General features: G+C 55.6%; 14 protein-coding genes, 4 tRNA genes and 2 rRNA genes (1 of these 20 only partly in view). All 20 read left to right on the forward strand.

Translation table 11 applies throughout. The annotated features are described in order from the left end of the window. Positions 1-510 (forward strand): 23S ribosomal RNA (locus tag AB4N64_RS27730); it begins 2,384 nt to the left of the window's first position. Between the two features lie 144 nt (positions 511-654). Continuing rightward, positions 655-770, forward strand: a 5S ribosomal RNA gene (gene rrf / locus AB4N64_RS27735). Positions 771-904: 134 nt separating this feature from the next. Next, entirely contained in the window at positions 905-1,864 is a 960-nt protein-coding gene (gene birA / locus AB4N64_RS27740; RefSeq protein ID WP_460120402.1) for a bifunctional biotin--[acetyl-CoA-carboxylase] ligase/biotin operon repressor BirA, read from the forward strand. Then, positions 1,854-2,603 carry a pantothenate kinase gene (locus AB4N64_RS27745; protein ID WP_460120403.1) on the forward strand — a complete coding sequence of 250 codons (750 nt, stop codon included), beginning with the start codon at positions 1,854-1,856 and terminating at the stop codon, positions 2,601-2,603. Before birA ends, AB4N64_RS27745 begins: the two co-directional genes overlap by 11 nt. Positions 2,604-2,610: 7 nt before the next feature. Further along, the gene (locus AB4N64_RS27750) at positions 2,611-3,051 is read left to right on the forward strand and encodes a hypothetical protein (RefSeq protein WP_460120405.1); all 441 of its coding nucleotides are present in this window, start codon (positions 2,611-2,613) and stop codon (positions 3,049-3,051) included. Positions 3,052-3,194: 143 nt separating this feature from the next. Next, positions 3,195-3,279: transfer RNA gene (locus AB4N64_RS27755), tRNA-Tyr, on the forward strand. Between the two features lie 24 nt (positions 3,280-3,303). Continuing rightward, positions 3,304-3,377, forward strand: a tRNA-Gly gene (locus AB4N64_RS27760). Between the two features lie 26 nt (positions 3,378-3,403). Continuing rightward, a tRNA-Thr gene (locus tag AB4N64_RS27765) sits at positions 3,404-3,479 on the forward strand. Between the two features lie 187 nt (positions 3,480-3,666). Continuing rightward, a tRNA-Trp gene (locus tag AB4N64_RS27770) sits at positions 3,667-3,742 on the forward strand. A gap of 45 nt (positions 3,743-3,787) precedes the next feature. Further along, positions 3,788-4,156, forward strand: coding sequence for a preprotein translocase subunit SecE (gene secE / locus AB4N64_RS27775; RefSeq protein ID WP_007896620.1), 369 nt, complete (start codon positions 3,788-3,790; stop codon positions 4,154-4,156). Between the two features lie 9 nt (positions 4,157-4,165). Then, positions 4,166-4,699, forward strand: coding sequence for a transcription termination/antitermination protein NusG (gene nusG, locus AB4N64_RS27780; protein ID WP_007933727.1), 534 nt, complete (start codon positions 4,166-4,168; stop codon positions 4,697-4,699). 117 nt (positions 4,700-4,816) lie between these two features. Next, the gene (gene rplK / locus AB4N64_RS27785; protein WP_003176435.1) at positions 4,817-5,248 is read left to right on the forward strand and encodes a 50S ribosomal protein L11; all 432 of its coding nucleotides are present in this window, start codon (positions 4,817-4,819) and stop codon (positions 5,246-5,248) included. After that, entirely contained in the window at positions 5,248-5,943 is a 696-nt protein-coding gene (rplA, locus tag AB4N64_RS27790; protein WP_460120408.1) for a 50S ribosomal protein L1, read from the forward strand. Before rplK ends, rplA begins: the two co-directional genes overlap by 1 nt. Positions 5,944-6,141: 198 nt before the next feature. Next, positions 6,142-6,642, forward strand: coding sequence for a 50S ribosomal protein L10 (gene rplJ, locus AB4N64_RS27795; protein WP_018925653.1), 501 nt, complete (start codon positions 6,142-6,144; stop codon positions 6,640-6,642). 78 nt (positions 6,643-6,720) lie between these two features. Further along, on the forward strand, positions 6,721-7,086 hold the full coding sequence (gene rplL, locus AB4N64_RS27800) for a 50S ribosomal protein L7/L12 (RefSeq protein WP_033703494.1): 366 nt from the start codon (positions 6,721-6,723) through the stop codon (positions 7,084-7,086). Positions 7,087-7,306: 220 nt separating this feature from the next. Next, on the forward strand, positions 7,307-11,380 hold the full coding sequence (gene rpoB, locus AB4N64_RS27805; protein ID WP_460120411.1) for a DNA-directed RNA polymerase subunit beta: 4,074 nt from the start codon (positions 7,307-7,309) through the stop codon (positions 11,378-11,380). A gap of 64 nt (positions 11,381-11,444) precedes the next feature. Continuing rightward, complete coding sequence (rpoC, locus tag AB4N64_RS27810; protein WP_460120413.1) at positions 11,445-15,644, forward strand: DNA-directed RNA polymerase subunit beta'; 4,200 nt, start codon at positions 11,445-11,447, stop codon at positions 15,642-15,644. A 216-nt stretch (positions 15,645-15,860) separates the two neighbouring features. Then, positions 15,861-16,232, forward strand: coding sequence for a 30S ribosomal protein S12 (gene rpsL / locus AB4N64_RS27815; RefSeq protein ID WP_003186084.1), 372 nt, complete (start codon positions 15,861-15,863; stop codon positions 16,230-16,232). A gap of 109 nt (positions 16,233-16,341) precedes the next feature. Continuing rightward, on the forward strand, positions 16,342-16,815 hold the full coding sequence (gene rpsG / locus AB4N64_RS27820) for a 30S ribosomal protein S7 (RefSeq protein ID WP_016772941.1): 474 nt from the start codon (positions 16,342-16,344) through the stop codon (positions 16,813-16,815). 30 nt (positions 16,816-16,845) lie between these two features. Continuing rightward, positions 16,846-18,951 (forward strand): elongation factor G, encoded by a 2,106-nt coding sequence (gene fusA / locus AB4N64_RS27825; protein WP_460120415.1) that lies wholly within the window; start codon positions 16,846-16,848, stop codon positions 18,949-18,951.

Raw genomic sequence — 18,951 nt, forward strand, 5'->3', positions numbered from 1 at the left:
CGGTGGTTCTGTATGGAAGGGCCATCGCTCAACGGATAAAAGGTACTCCGGGGATAACAGGCTGATACCGCCCAAGAGTTCATATCGACGGCGGTGTTTGGCACCTCGATGTCGGCTCATCACATCCTGGGGCTGAAGCCGGTCCCAAGGGTATGGCTGTTCGCCATTTAAAGTGGTACGCGAGCTGGGTTTAGAACGTCGTGAGACAGTTCGGTCCCTATCTGCCGTGGACGTTTGAGATTTGAGAGGGGCTGCTCCTAGTACGAGAGGACCGGAGTGGACGAACCTCTGGTGTTCCGGTTGTCACGCCAGTGGCATTGCCGGGTAGCTATGTTCGGGAAAGATAACCGCTGAAAGCATCTAAGCGGGAAACTTGCCTCAAGATGAGATCTCACTGGAACCTTGAGTTCCCTGAAGGGCCGTCGAAGACTACGACGTTGATAGGTTGGGTGTGTAAGCGCTGTGAGGCGTTGAGCTAACCAATACTAATTGCCCGTGAGGCTTGACCATATAACACCCAAGCAATTTGAGTCGAAAGGCCAGATTGCGGTGTTGTGAAGACGAAACGAACCGAAAGTTTGCGACTCACAAAGCCGAAAGACATCACATACCCGATTCGCTGGAATGTCGAAAGACACGTCAGCTCAAGAATTTCTTGACGACCATAGAGCATTGGAACCACCTGATCCCATCCCGAACTCAGCAGTGAAACGATGCATCGCCGATGGTAGTGTGGGGTTTCCCCATGTGAGAGTAGGTCATCGTCAAGATTAAATTCCGAAACCCCAATTGCGAAAGCAGTTGGGGTTTTGTTTTTGTCGCTCGCAAATCTGCCTGACACGCTTTCTATGCAAGGGGTCAAGGCGTGGCTATCATGCGTGCCTCATTGTGAGGCGAGACCTGCATGCTGACGTTGTTAGAGCTTCTTAAGGATGGCCGATTTCATTCGGGGCAGGCGCTGGGTGCTGCGTTGGGTGTCAGTCGCAGTGCCGTATGGAAACAGCTTCAGCTTTTAGAGGCTGAACTGGGTCTGTCTATCCATAAGGTGCGAGGTCGTGGCTATCAACTGGCTGCGCCGTTGACCTTGCTGGATTCGGACGCGATCACGGAGCACTCGCCTGGTTGTAATTGGCCCATCCTGGTATTTGACTCAATTGACTCGACCAATGCCGAAGCGCTGCGCGCGGTAGAGCGGGGCGTGGCCGCACCATTCCTGGTGCTCGCCGAACGGCAGACCTCAGGGCGCGGGCGTCGAGGGCGCCGGTGGGCGAGCCCGTTCGCGGAGAACATCTACTACAGCCTGGTGTTGCGTATTGACGGCGGCATGCGACAGCTGGAAGGGTTGAGTCTTGTTGTCGGGCTTGCAGTCATGCAAACCTTGCGAGGCCTGGGTGTGTCGGGTGCTGGTTTGAAGTGGCCTAATGATGTTCTGGTCGGACGCAAGAAAATCGCCGGGATCCTGCTTGAATTGGTCGGCGATCCCGCTGATGTCTGTCACGTCGTTCTCGGTGTGGGAATCAATGTGAACATGCAGGTGACCGATGAGGTTGATCAGCAATGGACATCCATGCGGCTTGAGTCGGGAGTCGCAGTCGATCGCAATCGCCTGGTCGCGCAGTTGGGGCAAATGCTTCAGGTTTACTTGAATCGCCATCGTAACGGCGGATTTGCCGCGATCCAGGCGGAGTGGGAGCAGAGTCATCTGTGGCAGGGGCGGGCGGTGTCGTTGATCGCTGGAGTCAACCAGGTCGATGGCGAAGTGCTTGGTATTGATAGTCAGGGTGCGCTGCGCTTGAAGGTGGATGGTGTGGAAAAAATCTTTAGTGGCGGTGAGCTCAGTTTGAGGTTGCGCGATGATTCTTGAGCTCGACTGCGGAAACAGTTTCATCAAGTGGCGGGTGCTTGCTGCTGACAAGTGCCGCACGATAGGTGAAGGTGTCGTCGATTCGAATCTCGCCCTGCTAGAAAGTCTGGGAGCGCTCTCCGGGCTGGAACTCAAGTTCTGCCGGTTGGTCAGTGTGAGGACGGATGAAGAGACTGCTGCGCTGGTCGCCCTGTTGACCGGCGCCTTTGGCGTTTCGGTGGCGTGTGCGGCCCCTGCGCGCGAAATGTCGGGGGTCCGCAACGGCTATGAGGAATTCGAGCGCCTCGGTCTGGATCGCTGGCTGGCGATGCTTGGCGGATATCATTTGGCTGCCGGTGCATGCCTGGTGCTGGATTTCGGGACCGCCGTCACGGCGGATTTTATTGCCGCTGATGGTCAGCATCTTGGGGGCTTCATTTGCCCTGGAATGCCGCTTATGCGAAATCAACTGCGCACCCATACTCGTAAAATTCGCTATGGAGACTTGGCTGCCGAGCGCGCCCTGGAGAGCCTTGTGCCGGGGCGGACGACTGTCGAGGCGGTAGAGCGTGGTTGCTCCCTGATGTTGCGGGGGTTCGTTCTGACTCAACTGGAACTTGCGCGTACCTATTGGGGGGCAGATTTTTCGTTGTTCCTGACAGGAGGGGACGCGGAGTTGGTGTCCGGGGTCGTGCCTGAAGCCAGGGTGGTTCCTGATCTGGTATTCGTGGGTTTGGCTATGGCATGTCCTTTGTCCTGAGGTTCTTATGCGTTGGTTGTTCCTGCTGCTGCTCGTTCTCAATGTGTTCTATTACATATGGCATCAACAAGAGGCTCCCCTGCGCGCGAAAGACGTCACCCCTTTGAGTCTCTACAAAGGAAATCAGCAGGATATTCGCTTGCTGAGCGAGGCGACTGATGCGTCTCGGGCCAAGGGAAAGCCTGTGCAGTCGGACAATGAATGTCTTTACCTGGGTGGTTTCGCGCGACAGGAGTCGCTCCAGGCGGTGGAAGCGCGCTTAAAAGGTATGGAGATCAAATATCAGCCTCTCTCGAGGAGCAACCCGGAACTCGCGGGTTTCTGGGTGCAGGTGGCCCCTGAAAGCCGACGCTGGCTTGACGATGTGCAGCTCCAAAACCTTTCCAGAGAATTCAATGACTTAAAACATAAAATAATGCCCTGCGAGGGGGTTGCGTCCGCCGAGTAGTTTGCATAGAATGGCGCCCGCTTCGCAGTGAAGACCTTTAAAGGGCTACGGTGTGAAGTGAGGTCAACGCAGCTAAGCTCAGGTTTTTAATGAGAAAAATGCTTGACAGAAGGCTGGCATGATGTAGAATGCCGGCTCGCTTAGGAGGGGTTCCCGAGCGGCCAAAGGGATCAGACTGTAAATCTGACGTCTACGACTTCGAAGGTTCGAATCCTTCCCCCTCCACCATTTTTAGCGAGAGCTGCAAGCTCCGCGGGTATAGTTTAGTGGTAGAACCTCAGCCTTCCAAGCTGATGATGCGGGTTCGATTCCCGCTACCCGCTCCAAACTTGCAGGTTTTGCAAGGTGTTACGCTCTTGTAGCTCAGTTGGTAGAGCACACCCTTGGTAAGGGTGAGGTCAGCGGTTCAAATCCGCTCAAGAGCTCCATATAACAAGGCAGATATGAAAATATCTGCCTTTGTTTTAATGGCTTGCTTGGTTTGTTCGGCTCCTTTCCTGGGAAGGTTTTTGCTCAGGAGGGTAGTCATCCCGCCGGTGTTGAGGGCTGGGTTTTCGAGTAAGTTGTTGTAATGTCTTTTTCGGGCCGGCATAATGGTCGGCCTGATTTTGTTTTAGGTCAGTAGCTCAATTGGCAGAGCGACGGTCTCCAAAACCGTAGGTTGGGGGTTCGATTCCCTCCTGACCTGCCAGATTCACTCGGTGTATCTGGCTTTCTTTTCACAGGATCTTCATAGATGACTCCTAAAGCTGAAGCTCAAGGCTCTCGCTTCGATCTGCTCAAGTGGCTAGTAGTAGTCGCTTTGGTGGTTGTTGGCGTTGTTGGTAATCAGTATTACTCTGCTTCGCCGATCCTGTACCGCGTACTAGCGTTGCTCGTCATTGCTGCTGTAGCTGCCTTTGTAGGCCTGCAGACCGTCAAGGGCAAGTCTTTCTTTGTACTGGTTAAGGAAGCTCGCACCGAGATTCGTAAAGTCGTATGGCCAACGCGCCAAGAGACCACGCAGACCACGCTGATCGTTGTGGCTGTGGTGCTGGTTATGGCGCTGCTGTTGTGGGGTCTTGATTCCCTGCTCGGTTGGCTTGTCTCCTTGATTGTCGGCTAAGGGTGTCCCGTGGCTAAGCGTTGGTATGTTGTGCATGCTTACTCCGGTTACGAGAAGCATGTCATGCGCTCGCTGATTGAGCGCGTAAAGCTGGCTGGCATGGAAGATGGCTTCGGCGAAATTCTGGTTCCCACTGAAGAAGTGGTTGAAATGCGTAATGGCCAGAAACGCAAAAGCGAGCGTAAGTTCTTCCCAGGTTATGTGCTGGTTCAGATGGATATGAACGAGGGTACTTGGCACTTGGTCAAGGATACTCCTCGTGTGATGGGCTTCATTGGCGGTACCGCCGACAAGCCTGCACCTATCACGGATAAAGAAGCGGAAGCGATTCTGCGTCGCGTTGCTGATGGTAGCGACAAGCCTAAGCCGAAGACGTTGTTCGAGCCGGGTGAGTCGGTGCGTGTCAATGATGGTCCGTTTGCCGACTTTACCGGCACCGTTGAAGAAGTTAACTACGAAAAGAGCCGGATCCAAGTGGCGGTGCTCATTTTCGGTCGCTCTACTCCGGTAGAGTTGGAGTTCAGCCAGGTCGAAAAGGTCTAGCTGTACAAGCATCCCAACCCCGCAGCCCCAGGCTGTGGGGTTTTGTCGTCACTGGGATAAACGCGCAAGTAACCGGGGAGCCTTTCGAGGCGTTCGAACCCGTAATTGGAGTGCCTCATGGCCAAGAAGATTACCGCTTACATCAAGCTGCAAGTGAAGGCCGCTCAGGCTAACCCAAGTCCACCTGTTGGTCCTGCACTGGGTCAGCACGGCGTGAACATCATGGAATTCTGCAAGGCTTTCAACGCCCGTACTCAGGGTCTTGAGCCAGGTCTGCCGACTCCAGTGATCATCACTGTCTACAGCGACCGTAGCTTCACTTTCGAAACCAAATCCACCCCTGCTTCGGTTCTGCTGAAGAAGGCGGCCGGTCTGACCAGCGGTTCCGCTCGTCCGAACACCGTTAAGGTTGGCACTGTGACTCGTGCTCAGCTGGAAGAAATCGCGAAAACCAAAAACGCGGATCTGACTGCAGCTGATATGGATGCAGCCGTGCGTACCATCGCCGGTTCTGCTCGTAGCATGGGCCTTAACGTGGAGGGTGTGTAATGGCTAAGCTGACCAAGCGTCAAAAGGCTATCGCCGGCAAAATCGAAGCAGGCAAGGCCTACAACTTTGTAGACGCTGCTGCTCTGCTTTCTGAGCTGTCGACTGTCAAGTTCAGCGAGTCGTTCGACGTTGCTGTAAACCTGGGCGTTGACCCGCGTAAATCCGACCAGGTCGTTCGTAGCGCTACCGTGCTGCCACACGGCACTGGCAAGACCGTACGCGTTGCTGTGTTCACCCAGGGTCCAGCTGCCGAGGCCGCTCTGGCTGCCGGCGCTGACCGTGTAGGTATGGACGAACTGGCTGCCGAAATGAAAGGCGGCGACCTGAACTATGACGTAGTTATCGCATCCCCGGATGCCATGCGCGTTGTAGGTCAGTTGGGTCAGATCCTCGGTCCACGTGGTCTGATGCCTAACCCTAAAGTCGGCACCGTTACTCCAGACGTAGCTACCGCAGTCAAGAACGCGAAGGCTGGTCAGGTTCGTTATCGCACCGACAAAAACGGCATCATCCACACTTCCGTTGGCAAGATCGGCTTCGATGCCGTCAAGCTGAAGGAAAACGTTGAAGCCCTGATCGCTGATCTGAAGCGTATCAAGCCAGCTTCTTCGAAAGGCATTTACGTCAAGCGCGTTACCCTGAGCACCACTATGGGCCCAGGTCTGGTCATCGACCAAAGCTCGCTCGACGCGTAAGACATAAATTGGCGCAAGCGATTGCGCCAATTGAAAAATTGGGGTCCCTGCCTGGCGGGGGCTATCCAAGACCGTAGGCGACGCAAGTCTTAAACCACAAGCCTACGCAGATGGTGCTCCCGGTTCCTTACCGAATCAGACACCAAAACGACATCCGGTTCCGACTGGATGAAACGGTAACAAGCAGGAGTTAAACCCGTGGCAATTAAACTCGAAGACAAGAAGGCCATCGTCGCTGAAGTCAACGAGGCTGCCAAAGTCGCTCTGTCCGCTGTCGTGGCTGATGCCCGTGGCGTAACAGTAGGCGCAATGACCGGACTCCGTAAAGAGGCTCGTGAAGCTGGCGTTTACGTACGTGTTGTACGTAATACCCTGCTCAAGCGCGCTGTTGCTGACACTGAATTCAGTGTCCTCAACGACGTGTTCACCGGCCCTACCCTGATTGCATTCTCCAAGGAACATCCAGGCGCTGCTGCCCGGATTTTCAAAGAGTTCGCCAAGGGTCAGGACAAGTTCGAGATCAAGGCAGCTGCGTTTGATGGCAAGTTTCTTGCCGCTAACCAGATCGACGTGTTGGCTACCCTGCCGACCCGCGACGAAGCTATTGCGAAACTGATGAGCGTGATTCAAGGCGCTACCAGCAAGCTGGCTCGTACTCTGGCAGCCGTTCGCGACCAGAAAGAAGCTGCTGCAGCCTAAGGCTCAGTCGAATCTTTCCAAATCATATGTTTAATTTGATGGCTGCGTAAGCTGTCACCCCAATACAGGATTCAAGTCATGTCTCTGACTAACGAACAAATCATCGAAGCAATCGGCCAGAAAACCGTTCTGGAAGTTGTTGAGCTGATCAAAGCAATGGAAGAAACCTTCGGCGTGACCGCTGCTGTTGCTGCTGCTGGTCCAGCTGCTGCTGCCGCTGTTGTTGAAGAGCAAACCGAATTCAACGTTGTTCTGCTTGAAGCCGGCGAGAAGAAAGTAAACGTGATCAAGGCAGTTCGTGAACTGACTGGTCTGGGCCTGAAAGAAGCCAAAGAGAAAGTCGACGGCGCTCCTCAGGTTGTAGCTGAAGGCGTTTCGAAAGAAGCTGCTGAAGACGCTAAGAAGAAGCTGGAAGAAGCAGGCGCTAAAGTCGAGCTGAAGTAAGCATCGACTTTGCTCCTCCAGCCCGAGCGTTAAGCGACAGGCTGATGGCTGGTGGCTCTTGCCACCGGCCTTTTTCCGTTATTGGCAGCCGACTGGGTCGGTGCTGATAACGAGCTGTAACCACCCGATATGGTGGCGCAAACCATGGGGTTTGCACGATTTTCTGGCTGCTCCCGTCGGGAGGGGCCAAACAAGCAGGTGACCAAGCTGGGGAACGCTGATGGCTTACTCATATACTGAGAAAAAACGTATCCGCAAGGACTTTAGCAAGTTGCCGGACGTCATGGATGTGCCTTACCTCCTGGCCATCCAGCTGGATTCGTATCGTGAATTCTTGCAAGCGGGAGCGACTAAAGATCAGTTCCGCGACGTGGGCCTGCATGCGGCCTTCAAATCCGTTTTCCCGATCATCAGCTACTCCGGCAATGCTGCCTTGGAGTACGTCGGTTATCGCCTGGGCGAACCGGCATTTGATGTCAAAGAATGCGTATTGCGCGGTGTGACTTACGCCGTACCTTTGCGGGTAAAAGTGCGCCTGATCATTTTCGACAAAGAATCGTCGAACAAAGCGATCAAGGACATCAAAGAGCAAGAAGTCTACATGGGTGAAATTCCCCTGATGACTGAAAACGGTACCTTCGTAATCAACGGTACTGAGCGTGTAATCGTTTCCCAGCTGCACCGCTCCCCTGGCGTGTTCTTCGACCACGATCGTGGCAAGACGCACAGCTCCGGCAAGCTGCTGTACTCGGCGCGGATCATCCCTTACCGCGGTTCGTGGTTGGACTTCGAGTTCGACCCGAAAGACTGCGTGTTCGTGCGTATCGACCGTCGCCGCAAGCTGCCAGCATCGGTATTGCTGCGCGCGCTCGGTTACACCACTGAAGAAGTGCTGGACGCGTTCTACACCACCAACGTATTCCATGTGAAAGGCGAAAACCTGAGCCTGGAACTGGTGCCTCAGCGTCTGCGCGGTGAAATTGCGGTCCTGGATATCCAGGATGACAAAGGCAAGGTTATTGTCGAGCAAGGTCGCCGTATCACTGCTCGCCACATCAACCAGCTGGAAAAAGCCGGGATCAAAGAGCTGGAAGTGCCTCTGGACTACGTCCTGGGTCGCACCACCGCCAAGGTCATCGTGCACCCGGCTACCGGTGAAATCCTGGCTGAATGCAACACCGAGCTGACGACAGAAGTGCTGGCAAAAATTGCCAAGGCTCAGGTCGTTCGCATCGAGACGTTGTACACCAACGATATCGACTGTGGTCCGTTCGTCTCCGACACCCTGAAGATCGATTCCACCAGCAACCAATTGGAAGCGCTGGTCGAAATCTATCGCATGATGCGTCCAGGCGAGCCGCCAACCAAGGATGCTGCCGAGACCCTGTTCAACAACCTGTTCTTCAGCCCTGAGCGCTATGACCTGTCTGCGGTCGGCCGGATGAAGTTCAACCGTCGTATCGGTCGTACCGAAATCGAAGGTTCGGGCGTGTTGTCCAAGGAAGACATCGTTGCGGTACTGAAGACCCTGGTCGACATCCGTAACGGCAAAGGCATCGTCGATGACATCGACCACCTGGGTAACCGTCGTGTTCGCTGTGTAGGCGAGATGGCCGAAAACCAGTTCCGCGTTGGCTTGGTGCGTGTTGAGCGCGCGGTCAAAGAGCGTCTGTCGATGGCTGAAAGCGAAGGCCTGATGCCGCAAGACCTCATCAACGCCAAGCCAGTGGCTGCGGCGGTGAAAGAGTTCTTCGGTTCGAGCCAGCTGTCCCAGTTCATGGACCAGAACAACCCGCTGTCCGAGATCACCCACAAGCGTCGTGTTTCCGCACTCGGCCCAGGTGGTTTGACTCGTGAGCGTGCAGGCTTCGAAGTTCGTGACGTACACCCGACTCACTACGGTCGTGTATGCCCGATTGAAACGCCGGAAGGTCCGAACATCGGTCTGATCAACTCCCTGGCTGCGTATGCGCGCACCAACCAGTACGGTTTCCTCGAGAGCCCGTACCGTGTGGTGAAAGACGCTCTGGTCACTGACGAGATCGTATTCCTGTCCGCCATCGAAGAAGCTGATCACGTGATCGCCCAGGCTTCCGCCACGATGAGCGACAAGAAAGTCCTGATCGACGAGCTGGTAGCTGTTCGTCACCTGAACGAGTTCACCGTCAAGGCGCCGGAAGACGTCACCTTGATGGACGTGTCGCCGAAGCAGGTAGTTTCGGTCGCAGCGTCGCTGATCCCGTTCCTCGAGCACGACGACGCCAACCGTGCGTTGATGGGTTCGAACATGCAGCGTCAAGCTGTACCAACGCTGCGCGCTGACAAGCCGCTGGTCGGTACCGGCATGGAGCGTAACGTAGCTCGTGACTCCGGCGTTTGCGTCGTGGCTCGTCGTGGCGGCGTTATCGATTCCGTCGACGCCAGCCGTATCGTGGTTCGTGTTGCAGATGATGAAGTTGAAACTGGCGAAGCCGGTGTCGACATCTACAACCTGACCAAATACACCCGCTCCAACCAGAACACCTGCATCAACCAGCGTCCGCTGGTGCGTAAGGGTGATCGGGTTCAGCGTAGCGACATCATGGCTGACGGTCCGTCCACCGATATGGGTGAACTGGCTTTGGGTCAGAACATGCGTATCGCGTTCATGGCATGGAACGGCTTCAACTTCGAAGACTCCATTTGCCTGTCCGAGCGTGTGGTTCAGGAAGATCGCTTCACCACGATCCACATTCAGGAACTGACCTGCGTGGCTCGTGACACCAAGCTTGGCCCAGAGGAAATCACTGCGGACATCCCGAACGTGGGTGAAGCTGCGCTGAACAAGCTGGACGAAGCCGGTATCGTTTACGTCGGCGCCGAAGTTGGCCCGGGCGACATTCTGGTCGGCAAGGTCACTCCGAAAGGCGAGACCCAACTGACGCCAGAAGAAAAACTGCTGCGCGCGATCTTCGGTGAGAAGGCTAGCGACGTTAAGGACACTTCCCTGCGCGTACCAACCGGTACCAAAGGTACTGTCATCGACGTTCAGGTCTTCACCCGTGATGGCGTTGAGCGCGACAGTCGTGCCCTGTCCATCGAGAAGAGCCAGCTCGACGAGATCCGCAAGGATCTGAATGAAGAGTTCCGTATCGTTGAAGGCGCTACCTTCGAACGTCTGCGCTCCGCTCTGGTTGGCCACAAAGCCGAAGGCGGCGCTGGTCTGAAGAAAGGCCAGGACATCACCGATGAAGTGCTCGACGGTCTTGAGCATGGTCAGTGGTTCAAGCTGCGCATGGCTGAAGATGCTCTGAACGAGCAGCTCGAGAAGGCTCAGGCTTACATCGTCGATCGCCGCCGTCTGCTGGACGACAAGTTCGAAGACAAGAAGCGCAAACTGCAGCAGGGCGATGACCTGGCTCCAGGCGTGCTGAAAATCGTCAAGGTCTACCTGGCAATCCGTCGTCGCATCCAGCCGGGCGACAAGATGGCCGGTCGTCACGGTAACAAGGGTGTGGTCTCCGTGATCATGCCGGTTGAAGACATGCCGCACGATGCCAATGGCACGCCGGTCGACGTCGTACTCAACCCACTGGGCGTACCTTCGCGTATGAACGTTGGTCAGATCCTCGAAACCCACCTGGGCCTCGCGGCCAAAGGTCTGGGCGAGAAGATCAACCGCATGGTTGAAGAGCAGCGTAAGGTTGCCGAGCTGCGTAAGTTCCTGCACGAGATCTACAACGAGATCGGTGGTCGTCAGGAAAGCCTCGATGACTTCTCCGACCAGGAAATCCTGGATCTTGCGAACAACCTGCGTGGCGGCGTTCCAATGGCCACTCCGGTATTCGACGGTGCCAAGGAAGTTGAAATCAAGGCCATGCTGAAACTGGCAGACCTGCCGGAAAGCGGCCAGATGCAACTGACTGACGGCCGTACCGGCAACAAGTTCGAGCGCCCGGTTACCGTTGGCTACATGTACATGCTGAAGCTGAACCACTTGGTAGACGACAAGATGCACGCTCGTTCTACCGGTTCGTACAGCCTGGTTACCCAGCAGCCGCTGGGTGGTAAGGCGCAGTTCGGTGGTCAGCGTTTCGGGGAGATGGAGGTCTGGGCACTGGAAGCATACGGTGCTGCATACACTCTGCAAGAAATGCTCACAGTGAAGTCGGACGATGTGAACGGTCGGACCAAGATGTACAAAAACATCGTGGACGGCGATCACCGTATGGAGCCGGGCATGCCCGAGTCCTTCAACGTGTTGATCAAGGAAATTCGTTCCCTCGGCATCGATATCGATCTGGAAACCGAATAACACGTGACGCGAATCGAGAGCGGGGCAGGATTGCCCGCTCTCTGCTCCGCCAGGAGGAAAGGCCTTGAAAGACCTACTGAATTTGCTGAAAAACCAGGGTCAAGTCGAAGAGTTCGACGCCATCCGTATCGGGTTGGCATCGCCTGAGATGATCCGTTCGTGGTCGTTCGGTGAAGTTAAAAAGCCGGAAACCATCAACTACCGTACGTTCAAACCTGAGCGTGACGGCCTGTTCTGCGCCAAGATCTTTGGCCCGGTGAAGGATTACGAGTGCCTGTGCGGTAAGTACAAGCGCTTGAAGCACCGTGGTGTGATCTGCGAGAAGTGCGGCGTTGAAGTCGCACTGGCCAAGGTTCGTCGTGAGCGCATGGCGCACATCGAACTGGCTTCGCCGGTTGCTCACATCTGGTTCCTGAAATCGCTGCCGTCGCGTATCGGCTTGCTGATGGACATGACCCTGCGTGATATCGAGCGCGTTCTCTACTTCGAGAGCTATGTCGTTATCGATCCAGGCATGACCACCCTTGAAAAAGGTCAGTTGCTCAACGACGAGCAGTACTTCGAAGCGCTGGAAGAATTCGGTGACGATTTCGATGCCCGCATGGGTGCCGAAGCTGTCCGCGAACTGCTGCACGCTATCGACCTGGAGCACGAGATTGGTCGTCTGCGCGAAGAAATTCCGCAAACCAACTCCGAGACCAAAATCAAGAAGCTGTCCAAGCGTCTGAAGTTGATGGAAGCCTTCCAGGGTTCCGGCAACTTGCCAGAATGGATGGTGCTGACCGTTCTGCCGGTTCTGCCGCCAGATCTGCGTCCACTGGTCCCGCTGGATGGCGGTCGCTTCGCGACTTCCGACCTCAACGATTTGTATCGTCGAGTGATCAACCGTAACAACCGCTTGAAGCGCTTGCTCGATCTGTCCGCTCCGGACATCATCGTGCGCAACGAAAAGCGTATGTTGCAGGAAGCTGTCGATGCACTGCTCGACAACGGCCGTCGTGGCCGCGCCATTACCGGTTCGAACAAGCGTCCTCTGAAATCCCTGGCTGACATGATCAAGGGTAAGCAAGGTCGTTTCCGTCAGAACTTGCTCGGTAAGCGTGTTGACTACTCTGGTCGTTCGGTAATTACCGTAGGTCCGACCCTGCGTCTGCATCAGTGCGGTCTGCCGAAGAAAATGGCGCTCGAGCTGTTCAAGCCGTTCATTTTCGGCAAGCTGGAAATGCGTGGTCTGGCGACCACCATCAAGGCCGCCAAAAAGATGGTCGAGCGCGAGCTGCCGGAAGTATGGGACGTTCTCGCTGAAGTCATTCGCGAACACCCGGTACTCCTCAACCGTGCACCGACCCTTCACCGTCTGGGTATCCAGGCGTTTGAACCAGTACTGATCGAAGGTAAGGCTATTCAGCTGCACCCGTTGGTTTGTGCTGCGTACAACGCCGACTTCGACGGCGACCAAATGGCCGTGCACGTACCGCTGACGCTGGAAGCCCAGCTGGAAGCGCGTGCGTTGATGATGTCGACCAACAACATTCTGTCGCCAGCCAACGGTGAGCCAATCATCGTTCCGTCGCAGGACGTTGTACTGGGTCTGTACTACATGACTCGTGAAGCGATCAACGCCAAGGGCGAAGGTCGTGTGTTCGCGGATCTGCAGGAAGTTGACCGTGTGTTCCGTGCCGGCGAAGCGGCACTGCACGCGAAAGTCAAAGTGCGGATCAACGAAACCGTCAACGATCGTGACGGTGGTAGCGTGACCGGTACCCGTATCGTCGACACCACTGTCGGCCGTGCGCTGCTGTTCCAGGTTGTGCCAAAAGGTCTGTCCTTCGACGTCGTCAACCTGCCGATGAAGAAAAAGGCGATCTCCAAGCTGATCAACCAGTGCTACCGCGTGGTCGGTCTGAAAGAGACCGTGATCTTCGCTGACCAGTTGATGTACACCGGTTTTGCCTATTCGACCATCTCCGGCGTTTCCATCGGTGTTAACGACTTCGTTATCCCGGATGAAAAAGCTCGAATCATCGGTACCGCTACCGACGAAGTGAAAGAGATCGAAAGCCAGTACGCCTCCGGCCTGGTAACCCAGGGCGAGAAGTACAACAAGGTGATCGACCTCTGGTCCAAGGCGAACGACGAAGTTTCCAAGGCGATGATGGCCAACCTCTCGAAAGAGAAAGTCATCGACCGTCATGGCGACGAAGTCGACCAGGAATCCTTCAACTCGATGTACATGATGGCCGACTCGGGCGCACGGGGTTCTGCTGCGCAGATCCGTCAGCTCGCCGGTATGCGTGGCCTGATGGCCAAGCCGGACGGTTCCATCATCGAAACGCCGATTACTGCGAACTTCCGTGAAGGTTTGAGCGTACTCCAGTACTTCATTTCCACTCACGGTGCTCGTAAAGGTCTGGCGGATACCGCGTTGAAAACTGCGAACTCCGGTTACCTGACTCGTCGTCTGGTAGACGTGGCGCAGGATCTGGTCGTGACCGAGATCGATTGCGGGACCGAGCAAGGCTTGCTGATGACGCCGCACATTGAAGGCGGTGACGTTGTCGAGCCGTTGGGTGAGCGCGTATTGGGTCGTGTCATCGCCCGTGACGTATTCAAGCCGGGTACCGAGGACGTCATCGTTCCTGCTGGCACCCTGGTAGACGAGAAGTGGGTCGAGTTCATCGAGCTGAACAGCATCGACGAAGTGATCGTGCGTTCGCCGATCAGCTGCGAAACCCGCTATGGCATTTGCGCCAAGTGCTACGGCCGTGATCTGGCTCGTGGTCACCAGGTGAACATCGGTGAATCGGTCGGCGTTATCGCTGCACAGTCCATCGGTGAGCCGGGTACCCAGCTGACGATGCGGACGTTCCACATCGGTGGTGCGGCAAGCCGGACCTCCGCAGCCGACAGCGTTCAGGTTAAGAACGGCGGTACCGTCCGTCTGCACAACCTGAAGCACGTTGAGCGGGTGGATGGTCACCTCGTTGCTGTCTCCCGTTCCGGTGAGCTGGCTATCGCTGATGACTTCGGTCGTGAGCGCGAGCGTTACAAGCTGCCGTACGGTGCTGTGATTTCGGTTAAAGAAGGTGACAAGGTCGACGCTGGCGCAATCGTTGCCAAGTGGGATCCGCACACTCACCCAATCGTTACCGAAATGAAAGGTACCGTGACCTACGTGGGCATGGAAGAAGGCATCACGATCAAGCGTCAGACTGACGAATTGACCGGTATGACCAACATTGAAGTACTCGACGCCAAAGATCGTCCAGCTGCCGGCAAGGACATTCGTCCAGCCGTGAAGATGGTCGACGACAACGGCAAGGATCTGTTGCTGCCAGGCACTGACGTTATCGCTCAGTACTTCCTGCCAGCCAACGCCCTGGTCGGTGTAGCGGATGGTGCGAAGATCGCGATCGGTGATGTTATCGCTCGTATCCCGCAAGAGACCTCGAAGACTCGTGACATCACCGGTGGTCTGCCGCGTGTTGCCGACTTGTTCGAAGCCCGTCGTCCGAAAGAAGCGTCGATTCTGGCTGAAGTCAGCGGCACCATCGCGTTCGGTAAAGAAACCAAGGGCAAGCGCCGTCTGGTCATTACTCCGAACGACGGTAGCGATCCGTACGAAGAGCTGATTCCGAAGTGGCGTCACCTGAACGTCTTCGAAGGCGAACAGGTAAACCGTGGCGAAGTTATCTCCGACGGCCCGAGCGATCCACACGACATCCTGCGTCTGCTGGGTGTGAGTGCGCTGGCCAAGTACATCGTGAACGAGATCCAGGACGTTTATCGCCTGCAAGGCGTGAAGATCAACGACAAGCACATCGAGACCATCCTGCGTCAGATGCTGCGTAAAGTTGAAATCGCTGAATCCGGCGATTCCAGTTTCATCAAGGGCGACCAGATGGAACTGACTCACGTACTGGTAGAGAACGAGCGTCTGGCCGCGGAAGACAAGTTTGTCTCCAAGTTCACTCGCGTACTACTGGGTATCACCAAGGCGTCGTTGTCCACCGAATCGTTCATCTCGGCGGCTTCCTTCCAGGAAACCACCCGTGTACTGACCGAAGCGGCGGTAACCGGCAAGCGCGATTACCTGCGCGGCCTGAAAGAAAACGTGGTCGTGGGTCGTCTGATCCCGGCGGGTACCGGCCTGGCCTATCACAGCGAGCGTAAGCGTCGCCGTGAAGCCGACAAGCCGTTGCGCGTAAGCGCCAGTGAAGTAGAAGCTGCGCTGACCGAAGCGCTGAACTCGAGCGGTAACTGAGTTCTGCGATAAACGAGCGTAAGGCCCTGGCCATTCCGTTCATCGAATCGAGACAAATTGTCGAGGTTGGATGAGCGGGGAGGTCGGGGCCTTGCCTTGACTGGGGCCAAGATCCTCTTTAGACTCTTGTACCCCTAAATTTGGCGGGAACTCGTTCCTGCCATTTTGCTTTTCTTGCAAGACAATAGCGTCGCAAGACAACAGTGGAGCTAGTAGATGGCAACTATCAACCAGCTGGTACGTCAGCCGCGTAAGCGTATCGTCGAGAAATCCGACGTGCCTGCGCTGCAGAACTGCCCGCAACGTCGTGGCGTGTGCACCCGTGTGTACACCACCACGCCGAAAAAACCTAACTCGGCACTGCGTAAAGTATGCCGTGTGCGCCTGACCAACGGTTTCGAGGTTTCCTCGTACATCGGTGGTGAAGGTCACAACCTGCAAGAGCACAGCGTGGTACTGATCCGCGGCGGTCGTGTAAAAGACTTGCCAGGTGTTCGTTATCACACCGTTCGCGGTTCGTTGGATACTTCCGGTGTCAAAGGTCGTAACCAGGGTCGTTCGAAGTACGGTACCAAGCGTCCGAAGTAATTGGCCGCTTTGCAGTTTTCTAATTTATTGAGTCGATAAGAGTAAGGTCGGGCACGTATCTCTCGAGATCTGTTCCGAACTAACCTGAAGACCGTTTGAGGGCTTATCAATGCCAAGACGTCGCGTAGCAGCAAAGCGTGAGATTCTGGACGATCCGAAATACGGAAGCCAAATCCTCGCCAAATTCATGAACCACGTTATGGAAAGCGGCAAGAAAGCCGTTGCCGAGCGTATCGTTTATGGTGCCCTGGAAACCGTTGCGGCTCGTAAGGCTGGCACCGATCCCCTGGAACTCTTCGAAAAAGCACTCGACGCCATCGCTCCGCTGGTCGAAGTGAAGTCGCGCCGCGTTGGTGGTGCTACTTACCAGGTTCCGGTCGAGGTTCGTCCTTCCCGTCGTAACGCTCTGGCAATGCGCTGGTTGGTAGACTTCGCCCGCAAGCGCGGCGAGAAGTCCATGGCTCTGCGTTTGGCTGGCGAACTGCTGGATGCTGCTGAAGGCAAAGGTGCTGCAGTTAAGAAGCGTGAAGACGTGCACCGTATGGCCGAAGCCAACAAGGCTTTCTCGCACTACCGCTTCTAATTTAAGCTTCACTAATTTTGCGAGGGCTTTATGGCTCGTACTACTCCGATTAGCCGCTACCGTAACATCGGTATCGTCGCTCACGTGGATGCTGGTAAAACCACCACCACCGAGCGCGTCCTTTTTTACACCGGCAAAAGTCACAAAATGGGCGAGGTGCATGATGGCGCCGCGACCACAGACTGGATGGTGCAGGAGCAGGAGCGTGGTATTACCATTACTTCTGCTGCCATCACCGCCTTCTGGAAAGGTTCCGAGAAGCAGTACTCGCACGAGCATCGCTTCAACGTTATCGATACCCCGGGCCACGTAGACTTCACCATTGAAGTAGAGCGCTCCCTGCGCGTACTCGACGGCGCTGTCGTTGTGTTCTGCGGTACTTCGGGCGTTGAGCCGCAGTCCGAAACCGTATGGCGCCAAGCCAACAAATACGGTGTTCCACGTCTTGTTTACGTAAACAAGATGGACCGTGCCGGCGCTAACTTCCTGCGCGTGATCGGTCAGATCAAGCAGCGTCTGGGTCACACTCCGGTGCCGATTCAGTTGGCTATCGGTTCCGAAGACAACTTCCAGGGTCAGATCGATCTGATCAACATGCAAGCTGTCTACTGGAACGACTCCGACAAGGGTATGGTCCCTGTTCGCAAGGACATCCCTGCCGAGCTGCAAGAGCTGGCTGAAGAGTGGCGCAACAACATGGTTGAAGCCGCTGCCGAAGCCAACGAAGAGCTGATGAACAAGTACCTGGAAGGCGAAGAGCTGTCGATCGAAGAGATCAAGGCTGCTTTGCGTCAGCGTACTATCGCCGGCGAAATCGTTCTGGCTGTTTGCGGTTCTTCCTTCAAGAACAAGGGTGTTCCCCTGGTTCTCGACGCCGTTATCGACTTCCTGCCTGCTCCAACCGACATTCCTGCTATCAAGGGTTCCAACCCTGATAACGAGGAAGAGGAAATGGAGCGTCATGCAAACGACGAAGAGCCGTTCGCAGCACTGGCGTTCAAGATCGCTACCGACCCGTTCGTGGGTACTCTGACCTTCGTCCGTGTTTATTCGGGCGTGTTGAACTCCGGTGACGGCGTGATCAACTCGGTCAAAGGCAAGAAAGAGCGGGTGGGCCGTATGGTGCAAATGCACGCAAACGCCCGTGAAGAAATCAAGGAAGTACGCGCTGGTGACATCGCGGCCTTGATCGGCATGAAGGACGTCACCACTGGTGAGACTTTGTGCAGCGCTGACAAGCCAATCATCCTGGTTCGCATGGACTTCCCGGAGCCGGTTATTTCGGTTGCCGTTGAGCCTAAGACCAAGGATGACCAGGAAAAAATGGGTATCGCTCTGGGCAAGCTCGCTCAGGAAGACCCGTCTTTCCGCGTCAAGACTGATGAAGAGACTGGTCAGACGATCATCTCTGGTATGGGTGAGTTGCACCTGGACATCCTGGTTGACCGGATGCGCCGTGAGTTCAACGTTGAAGCCAACATCGGTAAGCCTCAAGTTTCGTATCGTGAGCGCATCACGAAGAACTGCGAAATCGAAGGCAAGTTCGTTCGTCAATCCGGTGGTCGTGGCCAGTTTGGTCACTGCTGGATTCGTTTTGCCCCTGCTGACGAAGGTCAGGAAGGTCTGCAATTCGTGAACGAAGTAGTGGGTGGTGTGGTTCCTAAGGAATACATCCCGGCTATCCAGAAAGGTATCGAAGAGCAGATGAAAAACGGCGTAGTTGCCGGTTATCCGCTGATCGGCCTGAAGGCTACTGTGTTCGATGGTTCCTACCACGACGTCGACTCCAACGAGATGGCGTTCAAGGTGGCTGCTTCCATGGCGACCAAGCAACTGGCCCAGAAGGGCGGTGGTGAGTTGCTCGAGCCGATCATGGCGGTAGAGGTTGTTACGCCTGAAGACTATATGGGTGATGTGATGGGCGACCTTAACCGTCGCCGTGGCATGATTCAGGGTATGGAAGACACGGTCTCCGGCAAAGTTATCCGCGCCGAAGTTCCGCTGGGTGAGATGTTCGGTTATGCGACCGACGTTCGTTCCATGTCCCAGGGTCGCGCAAGCTACTCTATGGAATTCAAAAAATACGATACAGCTCCGTCGCACATCGTCGAAACTGTAACCAAAAAACAAGGCTGA

The sequence above is a fragment of the Pseudomonas sp. S2_C03 genome (assembly GCF_054668405.1).